The sequence below is a fragment of the Streptomyces sp. DSM 120436 genome, assembly GCF_055778765.1.
The window spans coordinates 273,689-292,471 of sequence record NZ_JBSKBS010000001.1 but is presented as its reverse complement, the minus strand read 5'-3'; the positions used below and the strand labels follow the sequence as shown (position 1 = coordinate 292,471).

The 18,783-nt window shown below is 71.0% G+C and carries 14 protein-coding genes; 4 read left to right on the top strand and 10 right to left on the bottom strand.

Annotation, left to right across the window (positions count from 1 at the left end):
- Position 1: 1 nt before the first annotated feature.
- From ACWH4W_RS01290 to ACWH4W_RS01255, 8 genes are all read right to left on the bottom strand, one after another.
- Positions 2–769, bottom strand: a complete 768-nt coding sequence (locus ACWH4W_RS01290) for a polysaccharide deacetylase family protein (protein ID WP_473074013.1) — start codon at positions 767–769, stop codon at positions 2–4.
- Positions 753–2,297, bottom strand: a complete 1,545-nt coding sequence (locus tag ACWH4W_RS01285) for a lipid II flippase MurJ (RefSeq protein WP_473077383.1) — start codon at positions 2,295–2,297, stop codon at positions 753–755. Before ACWH4W_RS01285 ends, ACWH4W_RS01290 begins: the two co-directional genes overlap by 17 nt.
- 872 nt (positions 2,298–3,169) lie before the next feature.
- A complete protein-coding gene (locus ACWH4W_RS01280; RefSeq protein WP_473074012.1) occupies positions 3,170–4,516 on the bottom strand; it encodes an O-antigen ligase family protein in 1,347 nt (448 codons plus the stop codon).
- Positions 4,517–4,522: 6 nt separating this feature from the next.
- Positions 4,523–5,947 carry an exopolysaccharide biosynthesis polyprenyl glycosylphosphotransferase gene (locus ACWH4W_RS01275; protein WP_473074011.1) on the bottom strand — a complete coding sequence of 475 codons (1,425 nt, stop codon included), beginning with the start codon at positions 5,945–5,947 and terminating at the stop codon, positions 4,523–4,525.
- Positions 5,944–7,194, bottom strand: a complete 1,251-nt coding sequence (locus tag ACWH4W_RS01270) for a glycosyltransferase (protein ID WP_473074010.1) — start codon at positions 7,192–7,194, stop codon at positions 5,944–5,946. Before ACWH4W_RS01270 ends, ACWH4W_RS01275 begins: the two co-directional genes overlap by 4 nt.
- 44 nt (positions 7,195–7,238) lie before the next feature.
- Positions 7,239–8,339 carry a DUF3344 domain-containing protein gene (locus tag ACWH4W_RS01265; protein WP_473074009.1) on the bottom strand — a complete coding sequence of 367 codons (1,101 nt, stop codon included), beginning with the start codon at positions 8,337–8,339 and terminating at the stop codon, positions 7,239–7,241.
- Positions 8,340–9,671: 1,332 nt separating this feature from the next.
- Positions 9,672–9,953: a hypothetical protein gene (locus ACWH4W_RS01260; protein WP_473074008.1), complete on the bottom strand. Its 282-nt coding sequence runs from the start codon at positions 9,951–9,953 to the stop codon at positions 9,672–9,674.
- A 218-nt stretch (positions 9,954–10,171) separates the two neighbouring features.
- Positions 10,172–10,414: a hypothetical protein gene (locus tag ACWH4W_RS01255; RefSeq protein ID WP_473074007.1), complete on the bottom strand. Its 243-nt coding sequence runs from the start codon at positions 10,412–10,414 to the stop codon at positions 10,172–10,174.
- A gap of 976 nt (positions 10,415–11,390) precedes the next feature.
- Here ACWH4W_RS01255 and ACWH4W_RS01250 point away from each other — a divergent pair.
- Positions 11,391–11,489, top strand: coding sequence for a hypothetical protein (locus ACWH4W_RS01250; protein ID WP_473077382.1), 99 nt, complete (start codon positions 11,391–11,393; stop codon positions 11,487–11,489).
- Between the two features lie 726 nt (positions 11,490–12,215).
- Here ACWH4W_RS01250 and ACWH4W_RS01245 read toward each other — a convergent pair.
- Both ACWH4W_RS01245 and ACWH4W_RS01240 read right to left on the bottom strand, forming a co-directional pair.
- Positions 12,216–13,172, bottom strand: coding sequence for an alpha/beta fold hydrolase (locus ACWH4W_RS01245; RefSeq protein WP_473074006.1), 957 nt, complete (start codon positions 13,170–13,172; stop codon positions 12,216–12,218).
- Positions 13,173–13,499: 327 nt separating this feature from the next.
- The gene (locus ACWH4W_RS01240) at positions 13,500–13,685 is read right to left on the bottom strand and encodes a hypothetical protein (protein ID WP_473074005.1); all 186 of its coding nucleotides are present in this window, start codon (positions 13,683–13,685) and stop codon (positions 13,500–13,502) included.
- A gap of 1,349 nt (positions 13,686–15,034) precedes the next feature.
- On the opposite strand from ACWH4W_RS01240, the gene ACWH4W_RS01235 reads away from it, so the two are divergent.
- The 3 genes from ACWH4W_RS01235 to ACWH4W_RS01225 all read left to right on the top strand — a co-directional run bounded on the left by ACWH4W_RS01235 (position 15,035) and on the right by ACWH4W_RS01225 (position 18,760).
- A complete protein-coding gene (locus tag ACWH4W_RS01235) occupies positions 15,035–15,349 on the top strand; it encodes a hypothetical protein (RefSeq protein ID WP_473074004.1) in 315 nt (104 codons plus the stop codon).
- 607 nt (positions 15,350–15,956) lie between these two features.
- Positions 15,957–16,571: a hypothetical protein gene (locus ACWH4W_RS01230; protein WP_473074003.1), complete on the top strand. Its 615-nt coding sequence runs from the start codon at positions 15,957–15,959 to the stop codon at positions 16,569–16,571.
- Between the two features lie 11 nt (positions 16,572–16,582).
- A complete protein-coding gene (locus tag ACWH4W_RS01225) occupies positions 16,583–18,760 on the top strand; it encodes a DUF3987 domain-containing protein (RefSeq protein ID WP_473074002.1) in 2,178 nt (725 codons plus the stop codon).
- Positions 18,761–18,783: the final 23 nt, after the last annotated feature.

The window sequence follows — 18,783 nt, the reverse complement described above, 5'->3', positions numbered from 1 at the left end:
CTCACACGCCCTCCACCGGACGGCGGCGCCAGCGGTGCAGCCGCAGCTTCAGGTACAGCCGCCACGCCGTGTCGTTCTGCCCGACGTGCGCCCGGGGCAGGGCGTGCGGGCCGGTCAGCGGGCCCGGGTCGATGGCGCAGGCGTACCGGTAACCGGCCCTCCGCACGGCCTCGACGGCGCGCGCGTCGACCGTGCCGTACGGGTAGCAGAAGCCGTCCGCCGGAGCGCCGGTCAGCTCGGCGAGCCGGGCGCGGCTGTCGGTCACCTCGGCGGCGAGCACGGTGTCGTCGGCGCGGGTCAGGTCGACGTGGGTGAGCCCGTGCGAGCCGATCTCCACGCCCTCCCCGGCGGCGCGCCGGACGCCGTCGGCGGTCAGCAGCGGCTTGCGCGGCCCGAGCGGGTCCCAGGCGTTGTCGCCGCCGAGCCGCCCCGGCAGCACGAACAGGGTCGCGTTGAACCGGAAACGCCGCAGCAGCGGCAGCGCGCCGGTGAGGAAGTCGGTGTAGCCGTCGTCGAAGGTCAGGCCGACCAGGTCCTGCCCCTCGCCGCGGGCGCGCGCGTCCAGCAGCTCCGCCACGGACACGCCCCGCAGTCCGCGCCGCCGCAGCCAGGTCAGCTGGTGCTCCAGCCGGTCCGGGGTGACCGTGACGCGGTACGGGTCGTCCGAGCAGTCGCCCACCGAGTGGTACATCGCCACCCAGGGGACGGTCGCCGGGCGGCGGCCCGCCGGGGTGCGGTCGGCGAGCGGGGAATCAACGGGTGCGGCCATGTGTGAGCCTTCGTGTGACGGTACGGACGGAGCGCCGCACGGTCGCGGCGCCCACGCCCAGGGCGGACAGGGCGAGGGGGACGAAGACGGCGGTGACGGCCAGGCAGCCGGCCGCGAGCGACGCCACGGGCGAGGAGAAGCGGCCCGCGGCGAACACCCCGGCCGTGACGGCCAGGGCGGACGCGAGGACGGGCCGGCCGAGGTCGGCGAGGACCCGGCGGACGCCCACCGTGAGGCCCGGCGCGTCCCCGGCGGGGGCGGTGCGCAGACCGGTCAGCAGCAGGACGGCGGTGACGGTGATGCCGGCGGCGTTGGCCGCGGCGATCCCCGCGACGCCCCAGCGGCCCACCGCCGCCGCGCCGATCAGGGACGTGGCGACGATGCCCACGCCCATCACGCCGAGCGGGTACCAGCGGGCGCGGCCCGCCGAGAAGTAGCAGCGCACCAGTGCGCCCACCAGCGTCTGGCCGAGCAGACCCAGCGCGTACACCCGCATCACCTCCGCCGTCGCGGCGGTGTCGGACGCGGTGAACGCCCCGCGCTGGAAGAGGAGTCCGGTCATCTGCGGGGCGCAGGCGACCACCGCGCACATGCCCAGCAGCACCACGCACGAGGCCAGCACCAGGTCCCGCTGCACGCGGGCGCGGGCCCGCGCGGTGTCCCCGTCGGCGAGCGCCCGCGCCACCACCGGGAAGGTGACGGTGCACACCATCAGCGACAGCGTCATCGGGATCTGGGCGACCTTCTGCGCGTAGTTGAGGTGCGAGATCGCGCCCGCGGGCAGCGAGGACGCCAGGAACCGCTCGACCAGGACCTGCGACTGACGGCACAGCGCGAACAGCAGCACGGCGGCGATCAGCGCCAGCCGCACCGGCCGCTCCCCGTCCGCCGGACCGTCGCCGGCGGCGGCCGGCGCGGGCGTGCGGGAGGCGAGCTGCCGCCACAGCGACGGCAGTTGCGCCGCCACCATCAGACAGCCGCCCACCGCGACCCCGGCCGCCGCCGCGCGCACCCCCCACGCGTCACCGAAGGCGAACATCGTCGCGATGATCCCGGTGTTGTACGCGACGTAGATCGCCGCCGGGGCGAGGAAGCGGCGGTGCGCCCGCAGCGCGGCGCTGCAGTACCCGGCGAGCCCGAAGGCCAGCAGGCTGAGCGCGGTGAGCCGGGTGCAGTCCACGGCGAGCCCGGGGTCGGGCAGCCCGGGCGCGAGGACGCGCACCAGGTACGGCGCCCCCGCGGCGACCAGCGCGGCCACCGCGGCGAACGCCAGGCACAGCCGCGGCAGCGTGGCCCGGACCAGCTCGCGCACCGGGTCGCCGGGGACGCCCCGGGCGCGCCGGGCCAGCGCCATGCTGAACGCCGGGATCAACGCGATCGCCAGCCCGTCCTCGATCAGCAGCGTCGCCGCCATCTCGGGCACGGTCCACGCGACGAGGAAGGCGTCCGTGTCGCTGCCCGCCCCGAACAGCCGGGCCAGCGACTGGTCCCGCACCAGGCCGAGCAGCGACCCGGCGATGGACAGCACGGCGGTGACGAGCGCGGCGCGGGCGAGGAAGCGGCGGGAGGCGCCGGGTTCCCCGGAGCCCTTCGGACCGGCGCCGGCACGGTCGCCCGGGGGACGGCCGGACGCACCGGCGGTGGCGCGGGCCTTCGCGCGGGGCGGGGTGGCGGCGGACGCGGGCGACGCGGTGCCCGCGCCCGTACGGGCCGGGGCGGCGGCGGCCCCCCGGCTCCCGCCGCGGGGCCGGCCGCGCTCCGCGCGAGGGCGGGGCGCGGCGCCGGCCTCCCGGGAGGCGTCGGCCGACGGCGGACCGGCGGACGGTGCGGCGGCGGACGGGCCGCCGGTCACCGGCGCGGCGGCCGGCGGGAGGCCGCCCGCTGGTGCCGTGTGCGGTGCGGCGGTCGGGTCCGTGCGTGCCGCGGTCGTCGGTTCCGTGCGTGTCGGGCCGGCGGTCGTTGTGCCGGGGTCCGGGGTGCGGGGTGTGTGGGTCGTGCGGGGAGTTTTGGTCATGGGGGAGCCGGGGAGCGCGGCCGGCGGGGTGCCGCCCGCTGGTGCCGTGTGCGGTGCGGCGGCCGGGTCCGTGCGTGCCGCGGTCGTCGGTTCCGTGCGTGTCGGGCCGGCGGTCGTCGGTTCCGTGCGTGTCGGGCCGGCGGTCGTCGGTTCCGTGCGTGTCGGGCCGGCGGTCGTCGGTTCCGTGCGTGTCGGGCCGGCGGTCGTCGGTTCCGTGCGTGTCGGGCCGGCGGTCGTCGGTTCCGTGCGTGCCGGGCCGGCGGTCGTCGTGCCGGGGTCCGGGGTGCGGGTGGTGCGGGGGGTCTCGGTCGTGGGGGAGCCGGGGAGGGGGAGCGAGGGCGGCGCGCCGAGCGGCGGCGTACCGGCCGGCCGGGCGGGGAGGGACGTCATCGGGCCACCGCCTCCTCCGCCCGGCCGGGGGCGGCGTCCTGGCGGGCCGCGTCCTCCCGGCCGTGCTCCGCCAGCCCCCACCACGCCGTCAGGCCGAGGGCGACCCCGGTCAGGACGGTCGAGGGGCCGCCGAGGTCGCCGTACACGTAGTCGGTGAGCTGCCACAGCAGCAGGCCGCAGGCGATCAGCGCGCAGTCGAGGCCGCGTCCGTCGCGCCGCGCCCGCACCAGGGCGTGCACCGCGCACACCAGCAGCGCCAGCCAGCTCCCCGTCAGCGCGCAGAAGCCGAGCAGGCCCTGCTCGCTGAGCACCAGCAGGTACATGCTGTGCGGGGAGAGCAGCGCCTGCTTGTGGTACGTCTCCCCGGCGCCCTCGATGTCGCTGCCCGAGGACAGCGCGAGCGTGGCGTGCCCGTCGCGGTACTCGGGGAAGTTCTTCAGCCCCACGCCGGTCAGCGGGTGGTCGCGCCACATGCCGGCGGCCGACGCCCACAGCGTGTACCGGTCCACCACGGACTGGTCCGGCGCGTCGGCCACCCGCGTGATGCTGTCGATCCGCTCCTGCAGCATCGCCGTGCCGACGCCGAAGCCGCCCACGAGGACCACCCCCGCCGCGACCACGGCCGCCCCCGCCTTCAGCGCCCGCCGCAGTCCCGCCAGCGCGAGCTGCACCGCACAGGTCAGCGCGGTCGCGATCCAGGCGCCCCGGCTGAACGACACCGCCAGCGGCACCAGCAGCGCGACCGCGCATCCGGCGGCCGCCGCCCGCTGCCACGACGGGGGGCGGCCCAGCGCCAGCCCGGTCGCGCAGACCACGCCGAGCGCCACCGCCGTGGCCATGCCCATCACGTCCTGCGCCCCGAAGGTGCCGACCGCGCGGACGGTCTCGCCCTGGTAGGAGGCACCGGTCGCGGTGACGTACTGGTGCACGCCCACGGCCCCCTGCCACAGCGCGAGCCCCACGAACGACCAGGCCAGCACCCGGAAGTCGGCCCGGCCGCGCAGCAGCACCAGCACGGCCGCCGGGACCAGCACGAACACCTGCAGATAGCGGGCCATCCCGCCGAGCCCCGCCGCCGGCGAGGCCGCGCCCATGGCGGCGACCGCGAGTCCCGCCACGGGCAGTCCCAGCACCACCGCCGCGCGCGGCGACAGCGGACGCCGCCGTTCCCGCAGCAGGAGGATCACGCCGTACCCCACCACCAGCGCGGACACCACGTCGGCGGGTCCCGCGCCGTCCCCCGTGGCCGGCAGGGCCAGCAGCGCGACCACCGCGACCAGCGGCAGGACCGGAGCGAGCCGGGCGGCCCGGCGCGGCAGCGGCAGTACGGGGGCGTGGCTCACCTGGCGTCAGCTCCCCGTCGGACGGACCAGCGTGGCCGCCGTGCGCAGCAGGATGCAGACGTCCTGCCACAGCGACCAGTCGTCGATGTACGCGTTGTCGAACCGGGCGCGGTCCTCGATCGAGGTGTCGCCGCGCAGCCCGTGGACCTGCGCCAGCCCGGTGATGCCGGCACGCATCCGGTGCCGGGCCGCGTAACCCGGGTACGTCTCGCTGAACCGGGCGACGAAGTAAGGGCGTTCGGGGCGCGGGCCGACCAGGCTCATGTCGCCGCGCAGCACGTTCCACAGCTGGAGCAGCTCGTCCAGCGAGGTGCGGCGCAGCATCCGGCAGAAGCGGCGCATCTCGTGCTCGTTGGCCACGCTCCACCGGGTCGCCGACTCGTGCTCGTCGACCGGCCGGTGGGTGCGGAACTTCAGCAGCGTGAACGGCCTGCCGTCCCGCCCGATGCGCTCCTGACGGAACACCACCCCGGGCCCGTCGGTGAGCCGCAGCGTCACCGCGCACACCAGCAGCAGCGGGCTGACCAGCAGCAGCAGCGTCCCCGACACCAGGATGTCGAGCAGCCGCTTGCCCGCGCCCCCGCCGTGCACCGCCGCGAGGTCCAGCCGCCGGCAGGAGAACCCGGCCAGCCGCTCCCGCGCCGGGTACGGCGCGGCATCGGCGTCGACCTCCCACACCACGCATCCCGACGCGGCCAACGACCGCAGCAGCGCGTCCTGTTCGGTGCGCACCGACGGGTGGACGGCGAGCACCGCCCGCACCCCGTTCTGGATGACCGCCCGCTCGACCTCCTCGTCCGTCCGCAGCACCGGAACGCCTCCCTCGGTCCCGTCACCCTGCGCGGCGACGACTCCTACCGGCCGCACCCCGCTGCGCGGGTGGCGCAGCACGGCGGCGGCCACGCGCTGAGCGGCCGCCGCGGGACCGACGACGAGGGCCGCCCGCGGGTGGCGCAGCAGCGCGGCGCGCCGCCGCCCGTGCACCAGCGCGCGCAGCCCGCCGGCGGCCGTCGCCTGCACGGCGAACCCGGTCAGCACGGTGGCCACGGACAGCACGTCCCGCGGATGCAGCGCCGCCCACAGCGCGGCGGCGGCCAGCCAGGCCACCGCCCCCCGCCCGCACACGGCGGGCAGTTCCTCCAGCAGCGCCGGCACCGGCGTCCGCCCGCCGCGCGGACGCAGCAGCAGCGACGCCCCGGCCAGCAGGGCGAGGAGCAGAGAGGAGTGCCCGGCGGCCGCCCACCAGGCGAGCAGGACCGCCGCGCCGTCGGCGAGGAGCAGGGGGATGGGGGAGGCGGGACGGTCGGGTGGCCGGGCGGCGGGCAGCCGGGAAGCGGTGCCGGAGCCGCGCGGGGGCATGACGGACACGGGGGAGGATCCGTGCTCCCGCGGTGCGACACCGGGGGAGGTCACGGTACGTTCGGCGGTCACGAGTGGATGGACTCCCTGTGCTCTGAGTGCTCGACGCGCTGTGTCGTCCGGTCGGCCTCGGCGTCGTCGACGGCCGGCCGGGGCGCGTGCGCCCCGGGGCCGGTCTGCCGGGCGCCGAGCAGATCGCGGTAGACGCCGGCGACCGCCCTCGCGGTGTGCCGCACGTCGTGGAGGGACAGCACATGGCGGCGGGCACGGTCGCCGAGGCAGGCGCGCAGCGGCGGGTCGAGCAGTAGCGCGGCCACGGTCTGGGCGAGCGCCCGCGGGTCCTCCGGCGGCACCAGGCAGCGGTCGGCCAACGACGGCGGAAGGCTCTCGCGGGCCCCGTCGACGTCCGTGACCACCACGGGCCGCGCGCAGGCCATCGCCTCCAGCGGGGCCAGCGCCATCCCCTCCCAGCGGGACGGCAGCACGACGAGGTCGGCGGCCTGGTACCAGGCCGCCGCGTCTGCCACGGCCCCGGCGAGCACCACGGAGGGCGGCGCGGCGGCCCGCAGCCGCTGGCCGTCGGGGCCGTCGCCGACCAGCACGAGCCGCGCCCCGGGCACCCGCTGCCGTACGGCGTCCCAGGCGCGCAGCAGGACGTCCTGCCCCTTCTGCCGGCACAGCCGCCCCACGCACACGACGAGCGGCGCGTCCGCGTCCATGCCGTGCCGTTCGGCCAGTTGGGCCCTGACCGGGCCCGTGTCGTCCGCGGGCCGGAAACGCTCGGGGTCGATGCCGTTGGGCACGACGGTCCACCGGCCGCGGATCCCGGCGTGCACCCCGGTGTCCCGCTCCGCCTCGCTCACGCAGATCACCCGGGAGGCCCAGCGTGCGGCCCACCGCTCCCAGCGCAGGGCGAGCGCGGCCGTGCTCCCGCCGACCGCCTCGAACGACCAGGCGTGCGGCTGGAACACGGTCGGGATGCGCCCGCGCACGGCGAGCCGCCCGGCCAGCCCTGCCTTCGCGCTGTGCGCGTGCACCAGGTCCGGCCGCAAGTGACCCAGGACGTCGGCGAGTTGCCGCACCTCCCGCACCAGCGAGGGTCCCGGTGAGCGGGTTGCCTCCCAGGTGCGGACGTGCGCGCCGAGGGAACGCAGCCTGGCGGCGAGCGGGCTGTCCGGGCAGACGGCGGCGACGTCCATGCCGTCCGCCAGCTGGGCGCGCACCAGGTCGGTCACGACGCGGGCGACGCCTCCGTCCACGGGCTGGGTGAGGTGCACGACCCGCGGCCGGCGGCCGGGCGGTGTCAGGTCCGTGGGCACGGCTTCCTCGCTGACGCAGGTGGTCGGAAGGCGGGGCGGCGGGGTCACGGCCGGGCGTCGACGGCGGCGAAGAGCACGCCGGCCCACGCGGCGTCCCGCTGGGAGGTGAGGCGGAAGGACGCCTGGTCGCCGGCGCGCGTGAGGAGCCCGCCGAGGTCGAACACGTCGGAGTCGTAGCCGAGGGTGTTGGCGTACGCGGGCACGCGCGAGGAGGGCGCGCTCGCCGGGTCGGAGATGGTCGAGTTCAGCACGTCGTCGGCCGGGTTGGCGCCGTTGCCGAGCGCGGTGGCGGTGTCGCCCGCGGTCAGGACGAGGGAGTCGCCGGAGGTGCCGCGGTCGCCGTTGTAGGCCACCATGCCCGCCCGGCCCCCGGCGGTCGCCGGGTACGGCAGGTTCCGCAGCGCGAAGGTCGCGCCGGAGTCACCGGCCAGCGGGGCGAAGCCGTCCCACACGGACAGGTGCCGCAGCGGCTCGGCGGCGTTCTCGTACGCCACCACCAGTGTCCAGCCGCCCCAGGCGCCGGCCGTGGACCGTCCGCCGGCCACGTTGATCTGCGCGATCGTGTAGAGCCCGGACCCGCTGTCCCGCACCAGCCGCGTCACGTCGGCGGAGGCCTGGAAGGCGTCCATGCCGCCCGCCACGCGGTGCCCGACGACGGTGTCGGCGAGCAGCTCCTTGTAGTTGCCGCCGGGCTCGGCGATCAGCACGCGCTCGTTGTCCTCGGCCGGCTTCTGCTCGCCGACCAGCAGGTTGCCGCCCCAGTACAGCCGCGCGTACGTCACCCGCGACCCCTTGGGCAGCCGCACCTCCCCCTGGGAGGAGTTGTACGTGTTGGGGTCGTCGTCGACGTCGATGTAGTGCATGTCGAAGTCGCCGTTGACGCCGGGCCGTGTGCCTTTCTGCACCGCACGGCAGGAGGACGCCGAGGCGCGGCAGGTGGCGGACGAGTTGGCCGCGCGCACGATGTTGCCGTGCTGAAGGGCCCGGTAGCGCTCGCCGAAGGGGAGTGTCTCCGCCTCCGGAGCCGGCGCGGCGGGCGCGGCGGGCGCGGCGACAGCGGTGGGGCTGCAGGGCGCCCAGATCGCGGTCAGGGCGAGGACGCCCACTGTCGCACGGCGAAACAGCTGACCCAGAGTTTGGCGCATAACCGTTCGGAGCCTTTCGCGAAGGGTGGCGGCAGCAGGGCAGGTGTGAAAACCGCGATGCGTCCGCCCCATGAAGGTGCGTCGAAGCAACGCAACTCTAGCCATGAAACGAGCAAACATCTTGAAATCCACCTAAGGGTGGCAAGTGTGTTGGAATCGTGAAATCGGGTGTGCCGTATCCGTGTCCACGCGCACCGGATCACCTGCAGGAACACGCAGCAACGGCGGCCCGATTGAAAGGCGTACGACCGATCGAGAGGCGCCGCTGGGGCTTCGACGGTGGGTCCAAGAGTCGCAACCCCGCGAACCCACTCTCCGTGAGCGCTCCGCCGGTCTCGGCGCATCGCGCTCGACGCGTGTCGTGCCGCTTCCCCCCTCGGGCTCACCGGCCGTACCGCCGGTGCGGTCGGCCTCGGCCCGGGCGTCGACCTGCTGGAAGTCGTGCTCGAGGCGGACGGTGGGTGCGGTCCCCGCATGATCACCGGGATCGTGCCCGCACTGCTCGGCGGGGCTGTCGACGGAGATGGCACGCGCCGCACGGGGGACCGGACCGGGCCGGCGCCGACCGCGCGGGGCTTTTGTCGGAGCAGTGGAGGTCAGGTGAGGACGTTCCCGGACGTCGTGGCTTTTCCCTGCCTTCCAATGATTTCCATGCCGGTGCTCCGATTGCGGTATGCGGCCGAGCACCCGTCTGGACTCATAATGGTCCTCACCCGCCGGAGTTCGGTTTTCGTGAGGAGCCGGCCTGCACGTGCCCGCGCCTGATGACAGCGGGGTTACCGGGCGGACATTGCTCCGAGTGGGGTGGAGCCGGCTCGTCGCCCTTTACGCGGCCCACGAAGGGGTCGGTGGGTTACGGATCCGTGCGGTAATGAATCCGCCGAACAGGTGAATGGCGTATGGGTGAATGCCGTATTCAGTCCCCGAGTGTGCCGGACGACTTTCAGGCCACTATCCGCCCATCGCCCGAACCGGCGTGAACTCGAACCGCTCGCGCGTGGGGACGCCTCGGGGGTACCGCTCGGCATGTGAATTACACCGCAGCGGCCCGAGTCGTTTCGGTGACATCGCGGACCGGCCCTGTCATGAGGCAGTCGACGTGTGGGAAGGGTCCCTCCGTGACAATTCGGGCGGTGTCTTCTGTGCCAGGGGAGAACGCTTCTGCGGGGTACCGGATTGCGATAAGAAAGCCCCGGTCGGCCGGATACGCAAAGAAGCCCCCAGGGTGATGGGGGCTTCTCCGTGCTTATGGTGCCGCTCCGGCCATGCCGGAGCGGCACGGTGCCTTCTCGGCTCGCCCAGCTACATGCTGTTCTCGGCGGGCTGTGAAGGTCAGTGCTTGCCGTCCTCGTCGTCCTCGTAGACGGGGAGGAGAACGGCCGACTGCGCGCTGTCCTCGTCCTCGACGTGCAGCGACGACTTCTGCTCGACAGTCTTCGAGCAGTCGATGTTGTTGTTGGCGGACGACAGGATCGGGATGTCGATGATCTCGGTCACCTTGCAGCTCTCGGAGAGCGTGTCGCCGTCGTTCGCGGCCTGAGCGACTCCGGCTCCGGCACCGACAATGGCCATGGCGGTGGCGGCGGTGGTGATGAGGGCCTTGCTGAGCTTCACTTCTTCTCCTCGTGGAGGGATCTTTTTCTTCGTCTTTCCGTGACTGGCAGAGCGGAAAGTCTCTGTGACTGGGATTTGTAGCACACTTCTCCCAGTTCTAACGCCGGCTCCGCAGATGTCCGCTAATTTACATCTTTTAGCCGAGTGCTCCGCGATGCCCTCCGGCGTTACCAACCAGTGAACGAGGGGGCTCACTGGGAGGTTTTGCTCCATCCGGGTCAGTTCTGGCGGTCGTCCTCGGGCGTCACGTACCCGTTCTGCTCGACGCTGTAATTGGTCGAGCAGTCGATGTTGTTGTTGGCGGACGACAGGATCGGGATGTCGATCAGCTCCAGGACCGTGCAGGAGAAGATCTTGTTGTCGTTCTGGAACTTGGGCCCTTCCTCGGCGTGGGCGACCCCTCCTCCCGCCAACGCGAGGGCGGCGGCCGACAGAGAGAGAACGGCTACTTTCCGGCGCAAGATGGACCTCCGCTGTTGGCTCGTACATTTGATACGAGCGGACGATGTGGTGCCGGACTCATTCGTGGCCCGGCACGGGTATCAGCATCGGGGTAACGACGGCGAACTTCACGGGTCACGCCGCTGAATGAGTGATCGAATCAGTCCAATGGCGCTCTGGAGCGCTATTCATGTCGAATTCTCTGCTCTTCCGCACGCCCGGCTTCGCCCACACGGGCGGGTGCTGTGCTTCGGCTCCGTTCCACGGCCTGACTCGACGAGGCGAAGCAGCGACGAGGACTCGCGGTGTCCGCTGTCGTGCGCCTGTGATTCCCGCGCCGGTCGTGGTCGGTGAGCCGGCGTAGCCGGAGTGCGCGGTCGCGCGGCGGAGCGGACGACGAGCGGCGAGGGCCGCACCGCCCGCGCCGGGGTACCGGTGGACATCACGGACGAAGCACCGGAAGCGGCACGGCTTGCACCGGTAGGCGGCACCGGAGGGGAGGTGGTGCGTGGTCGCGTGCCTGTGCCGCACAGCCGCCCTTGCGCCGTGCTCGCCGCCGCCCGGACGAGTGTGCGTGCCGAGGCGTCACGGTCGGCACTGCCTCCGACCGTGCCCGCCGGGGCCGCCGGGGCCGCCGTGTCCGGGGGTTGCGGCTTCCTGCACGCAATGCGGTCGGGGACGGCCGGTGGTACACCGCCGTCGACAACCGACCCCTCCCTCTGTTGCGCCGTGTCGGCGGCACCTGGCTCAGCGAGGTGCGACCACTACTGCTCGTACCGGACACCACTCGAGGCCGCCCGCGCGGCCGTCGACGCCCTTCCCCGCGGCCAGGGGCTGCGCGCGGGCCCGGACGACGGCACGTGACGCTCGTCCGGAGGGAACCGTCATGGCGTACGTGCGTAAGGACGCCCGCACAGTCATGGCCGACGGGGAGCGCCGGTTAGTCAACGCGCTGCTTCCTGCAAACGGCGCGGCGAGTACGACGAGTTCGTACGGATACACATCGCCCACTACGCGTCCGAGGGTGAGCGCGGACTGCGCACCGCGCACATGGCATCCCCCTTCCTGTCCTGGCATCGCCGGTTTCCGACCTGACCTGGGGAGCGCCCTGCGCCGGGTCGACTCCTCGGTGAGCCTTCCGTACCAAGGAGGGGACCCGCGATCGCGCGACCACCTCCACCCAGTGAACGGCGGATTCTCCCTTCGGTGGCAACGGGGGCCGTTCCGACCACCGGGTGGACCGGACGTTCGCCCGCCACGAGGTCAACCGGACATCAAGGTGAGCGTCAGCGAAGGGAGCTGACCAGGGCTTCGGTCGCGGAAAGCACCTTGATCGAACTTCCCGTCAGGAGCGACCTGGAGCGGGAGCCGGAGGAGCTCGACTACGACGTGGCCCCGAGGGCTCGGTCGCCCGGGGTCTCCGCACCCGGCTGGAGGGCTGGGGCGCGGGCCGGCGCAGCGCCTCGTGGCACAGTCATAACCGGCTGCACCGCCGTGTCAGCGGCGCGGTGACTCACCAGTGCTTCCGTCTACGATCCCGTCCTCCGACCGCACCGCGCTTCGTTGGCCTGCAGCGGCACCACTGGCAGCGCCGGCGCCGCGGGTCCGCTGCCTGCACGCGGCACCGCCGGGTTCCGGTGACGCGCAGCACGGCCGGATCCTGACGCGTCAGGAACAGTTGCCGCCGTGGGATGTGACACCGGCCGGGCCGAGGACGTCAGCCGGATCCACCGGTACGCGTGAGGTGAGCCGGCGGCACGGGTGAGCCGCCGCCTCGTCACCGGCGGCGACCGTCCATGCGACTTTCGGACGGCAGCAGCCTCACCCGGCCGCGAACCCCACGGCTTCCACGGCGTTGCAGTACGGCAGGCCGTCGATCGGGCGGTCGGTGAAGAACCGGCCGATCAGGTCCGAGGACTCCTCCCGGCGTTCGACGGTGACCAGGTGGTCCGTTTCCTTGAGGGTGGTGAACCGTGCCGAGGGCATCGCCGCGGCGAGCTCCCGGCCCATCTGCGGGGTGCACAGGGTGTCGTACTCCCCGTTGAACACCAGAGTGGGTACGTCGGGGACGGGCAGGGGTTCGTAACAACCGTGTGTCAGCAGCCTCGTGTTGTGCTCGACCACCTTCTCCAGCTCGTCCGGTGTCTGGTTCAGGAACTGCTGGCGGAGCAGACGGGTCACAGCAGCGTGCCGGCGGACCCGGCCGGCGCCCGGGTTCGACATGAACATCCGCACCAGTCCCTCGGCGGCCTCTTCGATGTCGCCGCGTTCGAGGGCACGGGTCAGGCGGGGGACGGCGTGGGTGTAGAGCTCGGGGAACCGCTTGGCCGCGCCGCAGAACACGATGCGGGTGACGAATCCGGGGTGGAGCTGTGCGAAGCGCAACCCGATGACCTCACCGAAGCAGCCGCCGAAGAGGTTCACGCGCGGCATCCCGAGCTCGATCAGCATGTGCCTGATCGCGGCGGCGAGGAAGTCGATGCCGTACCGGGCGGGCAGGAAGTCCGCGGTGCCGTAACCGGGAAGGTCCACGGTGACCAGAGTGGCGAGCGGCGACAGGTACTTCTCGTGCCCCTGCCATGAGTACCTGTTCTGGGACGAGCCTCCGAGCAGCACGAGCGGCTCGGTCAGTGGCGCGGGCTGGTGGACGATACGGCACTCGTACGCGAAGCCGTCAAAGACGAGTTTCCGTTCCTCCAGCTGCACCGGCACCGGAGGAACGGGCCCGGGGCGCCCGACGGCGGGCGGGTTCTGGGAGGCGATGACGGCAGTGCGCATGAGCGGCTCCGGGAAGGGCGGAACGAAGGTGAACCGTTCCATCCTTACCAGTGAACGCACCATTCGGGTGCAACCACCCGATTATGGGCGATTTTCCTAAGCTTCCGTGTTCTGTGCGGTTTGCGTCACTGGCTCGTCGGAGTGCACGTCCTTGTGCACGGCGACGAGCCGGGTACGCGTGTGTATGGTCAGCAGCTCGCCCCGTTCTCCACGCACGCCGAGATTTCGCCGCGCCCCGTCTGCGGGCGTCACTCGCCTCGACGCAACTCGGCGCCGCGTGCGGCATGGTCGTCGCGGTCAAGGCGAGGCCTGAGGCCAGGGCGTTGATCACTGCCTTCGACGGTGGTCGCGGAATTTGTCCATGGCGGCCCGCTCCGGCGTCACGCCCGTGGGGCGGCCGGTGAATCCGGAGGCGTGAATGACGTACGCGGTGGACCGGCCGTCCCGCGGGTGCCCGGCAGGACTCGGGTCGCCGGCCGCCCAGTCCGTCGCGTCGAGCAGCAGGGTGGGCACCGTGCCCTGGGACGTCCGACCCCGAGGCCGTGACGAGCAGATCGGGACGAGGGCCATCGAGGATCGTCGCGACGGTCGCGGCGAGTCGGCGGGGAGACAGGAGCCGCCGGTCTTGCGCACGGCGAAGGGCGTCACGACCGCATCGGCAGTACGAGGCAGAGCGGTAGCGAGAAGCACGGCGGCGAGTCAGCCGGGCGTTCGATCGCAGACCGTCGTGGTGCGTTCGACGCTGCGACGTGGCCCGTGACGCCGCGAGCCAGGGGGTGTCAGCCAGGGGTGCCGGGAAGCAAGAAAGTGAGTTCGCGGGGCTGGCCGCGCGGGACGGCTCGGGCCCATCACCCGCTCATCGCGGGCTGAAGCCGACAGCCGTGTACTGGGCGCCCCCGGCAGGACTCGAACCTGCGGCCAAGCGCTTAGAAGCCTTATTGCCCAACTGCCCCATATTCACTGTGACATCACCACGTTACGCAGCACAGATGAGCTGGGTCAAACTTCACCCACCCGGCCTATCTTCGTGCCCAACTGAGCCATATGGACCACTGAAACCGGCCATAGATCACAGGGAGCAGAGAGCGCAGACCTGCGGCCTCTCGGCCATATCGACCTCCCTGGGGGGACACGAGGGTTCCAGGAACCAGGCCTCTGCCCCACACCCACGGCTGCTCACCCATCGCCCGCTCTCCACGTCGCCACGTCTCACACCGACTAGGCCACGTCCCGATGCTGCTCCCGCGCTCGCCTCACGCTAGGTAGCCGCTGTGCACGACATCACGCGGACTCTCCACACCCGGCAACTGTGCTAGTCGCTAACTGTGCTACCGAAGTGTGCTACCTGCTGAGCACAGCTCTATTCGCCCCTGCTCCTGCGGAAACTTGCAACTGTGCTAGCTGTGCTACCTGTGCTACCGACATTCGCATCAACGACGAGAAGACTCCCGTGTCGTGATTACCTAAAGTGAGCCTCGAAACAGACAACGGTGCATATAAATAGAGAGAGTATAAGAAATTACCCCCTCTATATATATGCACTGCTAGCACGCTCTCGTGAATCTCTCGCTCAGGTAGCACAGGTAGCACAGGTAGCACACTTAGCGTTTGTGCAGCTCAAGGCGTGTTTTAGCGGTAGCACAGTTACTAGCACAGCTACTAGCACAGTTCGTGCTACCCCGGTGCGATGTCCCACTTTCTCCCCGCGCCGGAAATTGCACCTCATCTGTTCCCGCTGCAATCCCATCACCGCCGGCTGTCACCCTCCGTGGCCACGCGCACCACTCGGTCGATTCGTACAACTTGTCCCACGACCAGCCACCGGCAGAGGGCCGGGGGCGAGACGAGAGGAGCGGGGAACCGTGGCGCAGAAGATCGACAACGAGCCGTGGGAGCGCTGGCCGGACGAGATCCTGAGCGGGGTCAACGGGGAGTCCTGGGGGCTGGGGAGTGAGCCGGTCACCGGGGACTACTCGGGGTTGCCGTGGGAGGAGTGGAAGAAGCCGGGGCAGTCGTGGGCGGCCTATATCGAGGAGGACTTCACAGACCCGGGCGACTTCGCCGAGGAAGTGTGGCGTCAGGCCAAGACGGCGAGCCTGGGCGTGGATCTGATCGTCTGGGGCGGACAGGTTGTGTTCTTCCGGTTCCGTGAATCCCTGGAGACTGCGGCGGCCTGACTGCTCCTCTCGGGCGTCGTCAGAGAGCGCGCACACAGACTGACGCTCTCGCACTGCTGGCGCTCCTGAGACGCACTCAGACGCTCCTAACGCACATCGAGAGCGCGCACGCGCGCACGTCGATCACGACGACGCACAGCCACATATGGAGAGGCCCCACATCACGCTCTGGTGTGGGGCTTTCCGTATTCCTGGGGGTGTGATTGTAACGATATGCCGACAGCCGTAGCCGCCATTATCAAGTCGTCCCACGCAGCATTTCGGTAGAGGGTTTTGACGCTGCAATGATCATCGAAAGCGAACCAATCGATGGGTTAGGGGAAGGCAATGGCCGAAGAGGGAAACGGGCGCAGGTCCGTGCACAAGGACTGTGAGCACGAGAACACGAAGTGGGCCAGGAGGAAGTGCCGGAACCTCCGCCTGCACGCCGACTGTGACCACGGAGACAACCCCGCTGCGGTAAGGGCCTGCGCCATTCGCCGGAAGAAGCTCGCCGAGGTGTCCGTGGACGATCTCGTCAACGCCCTCGCCCAATGAGAAAGCCCCCGCCGGGAATACGGGGGCTTTCTCACGAACCACATCGGATTCATATCAGGAAGGTTATGCCGTGAATCGTAGCAAGTTCTTTGCGGCACTGTACCCCGCCAAAACTCAGCTCCTCGTCGTCACCGCCAGGCGCGGGCCCAAGACGAGGCAGAAGAAGAACGGGGCTTTCATCCCCCTGTCCAACGAGCTGGTCACCGCGGCCGAGCTGGACAAGCGGACTTGGGACCACCTGCCCGACGACCATGAGGTGTTCTTCGCGCCCATGTCGATGAAGCGGGAGCCGGTCAAGGCCATGCCTCGCAGCTCGGACGCCGCGCCTCGTGGCCGCCTGGTGTGGTGCGACGCAGACGGCGGCCTCACCGACGAGACGCGCGCCTGGCTCGGCGACGACATGGGGGCCGCGCTGGTGCGCTCGGGCGGCATCGCTGAAAACGGCCTCCCCCGGTACCACGTGTACCTGCGCCTGGACCGCCTCACGCCCGTGCACCACATCGAGGCGCTGAACCTGGCTCTGGCCAAGAAGATCGACCACCTGAACGGCTTCACTGGCACGGACATGGGCAAGTGCCACCGCGCGTCCATCCTCCGGGTGCCCGGCACGATCAACCGGAAGCACCGCGACGAGTGCCCGATGGGCTGCACCGGCGGCCACTCGTTCGGGGACGGTGACGAGTGAGCGCGCGTGTCGTGTTCGAGCGTGCGCACTCGCGCGTTTGGAACGCCTCGGGGCTCGCCTCGGAGCTTGGCACGACGCTGCCTGACACAGACACGCGCGCTCAGACTGAGGCGTCCACAGGAGCCGTCAGGGCCGTTCAGCCGAAGGACTGGCAGCAGCTCGGCCGAGCCAAGAAGGCGCTCCGCACCAACAACAGCCTCTACCGACGCGGAGAGTTCGGGGAGAAGCGGCACCGCGCGGTGTTCGGTCTCGTCAAGGACCTCGCCCGTATCGGCCTCACGCTGGAAGAGACCCTGTGGGTGGCGGGCAAGTGCAAGACCACCGGTGACTCGGGTGACGACGACGGCGAGGCCATCAAGGACACCGGCTGTGTCGCGGCCTACGAGAAGGCGGAGGAAGAGGGGCGGTCGGCGTCCGTCACTCGGCAGGTACGTCGGGTGTGGAACAACCCGGAGATCGTGGCCGTCCGAGAGGCCCTGTCCCACACCGCACCGAGTGAGCCGGCGAGCCCGTCGCGATCCATGCGGCCGAGCGACGACGAACGGCCGGAGGGCTGGAGCCCGGCCGACGAGGACCCGGACAACGACGTCACCACCGTCGCTGAGGCACCCGTGACGGCCGACGATGAGCCCGCCGTGGTCGAGGCCGACAAGCCTGTCCCGCCGACGTTCCACCGGGCGCCCGAGTTCCCCATCCACGCTCTGCCCGGACAGCTCCGCGCCTACGTGGAGGCGGTAGCCAAGGCGTACCAGCAGACGCCGGATCTCGCCTTCGCCGCCGCACTGTTCAACATCTCCGTGGCCACTCGTCGGGCATACCGGGCCTACAAGTTCAACGTGCCGATGGGTGAGGACGACTGGCACGAGTCGTTGGCCATCTGGACGCTGGTGCTCCTCGACTCCGGGGAGCGCAAGACGCCCGTGGTCAACCTGATCAGTAGGCCGCTGACCAAGTGGGAGGAGCGACTCCAGGACGAGTGGCGGGACAACCTGGAGGCTCGGTCCATCGCAGCCAAGAAGGCCGCCCACACTCTCAAGGCAGCGCTGGAGGGGAAGTCCACCAGCCGGAAGCTGCCGGAAGACGTGACGGAGTGGTCCGACGAGGATTACCTGTGGGTCGAAAGCCTTCGGGAAGTGGAGAACGCGGCCAAGAAGTCTGAGCCGCTGGTTTTCTGTGCCAACACCACACCCGAAACGGTGACCTCGGACCTGGCGGAGAACAACGGCGTCCTGGCCGTCAAGGACGACGAGAGCACCTACTTCCGCAACGTGGGAGGCCGATACGCCAACGGTGGTGCCGAGACCGGCCCCATCAACAAGTCGTATGAGGAAGGCAGCTTCCCCGTGCGACGCCGGGGGCAAGGCGCATCCCACCGAGTGAGGTACGCGTTCCTCCCGACGTTCATTGCGACCCAGCCCGAGACGTGCGCGGGCATCTTCTCCAGGTCTCAGTCAGACATGGTGGCGTCTGGCTTCCTGTGGCGGTTCCTCATCGCCATGCCGCCCAGCATGGACGAGCGCGATGACTACAACCCACACAGCCGCCACAAGGTGCCGAAGGAGCTCCAGGCGTGGTGGGAGAAGTCCATCATGGCCGTGCTCCAGGAGGCGGAGAGGGTCAAGTCTCGTGGGACCCGTCGGGCGATCCGAACGGCCGATGAGAAGACCGTGCACGCCTTCGAGGTGTGGGACGGCGAAGTGAAGCGGATGAGGCGCGATCCCGATTACAGCCACGCCAAGGGTGCCCTTAACAAGCTGGCGGGTAACACCCTTCGGATCGCGGCCAACCTGACCGTGTTCATGGGTGAGAAGCGGATCAGCCTCAAGACCATGGAGGCCGCCATCGAGATCGGCCGCTACTACGCCGAGCAGGCCCGCATAACCGCCGCTTACTTGTTGGCCCACCAGGACACCAAGTACGCCGCGCCGCCCACGCCGCACGAGGAGGCCAACCTCACCGCCAAGGTCATCGAATTCGTGATGGCCCAGGAATCGCCGCTTCGGGCTCTCGACACGTTCAGCCAGGCCGAGCTTTACAAGAAGGTCCGGAACACCCTCCCGGCTCAGTACCGGGGCAGCGGGGGAGCCGCGCTGTTCTATCAGCACTTCTGGCACCACCTCGTGAACCAGGACGTGATCGTGGTTGCTGAGGAAACGGCCCGTACAACGAAGTACCGGCTTAACGACTAACACCTAGACAGGCTGGGTGTGGA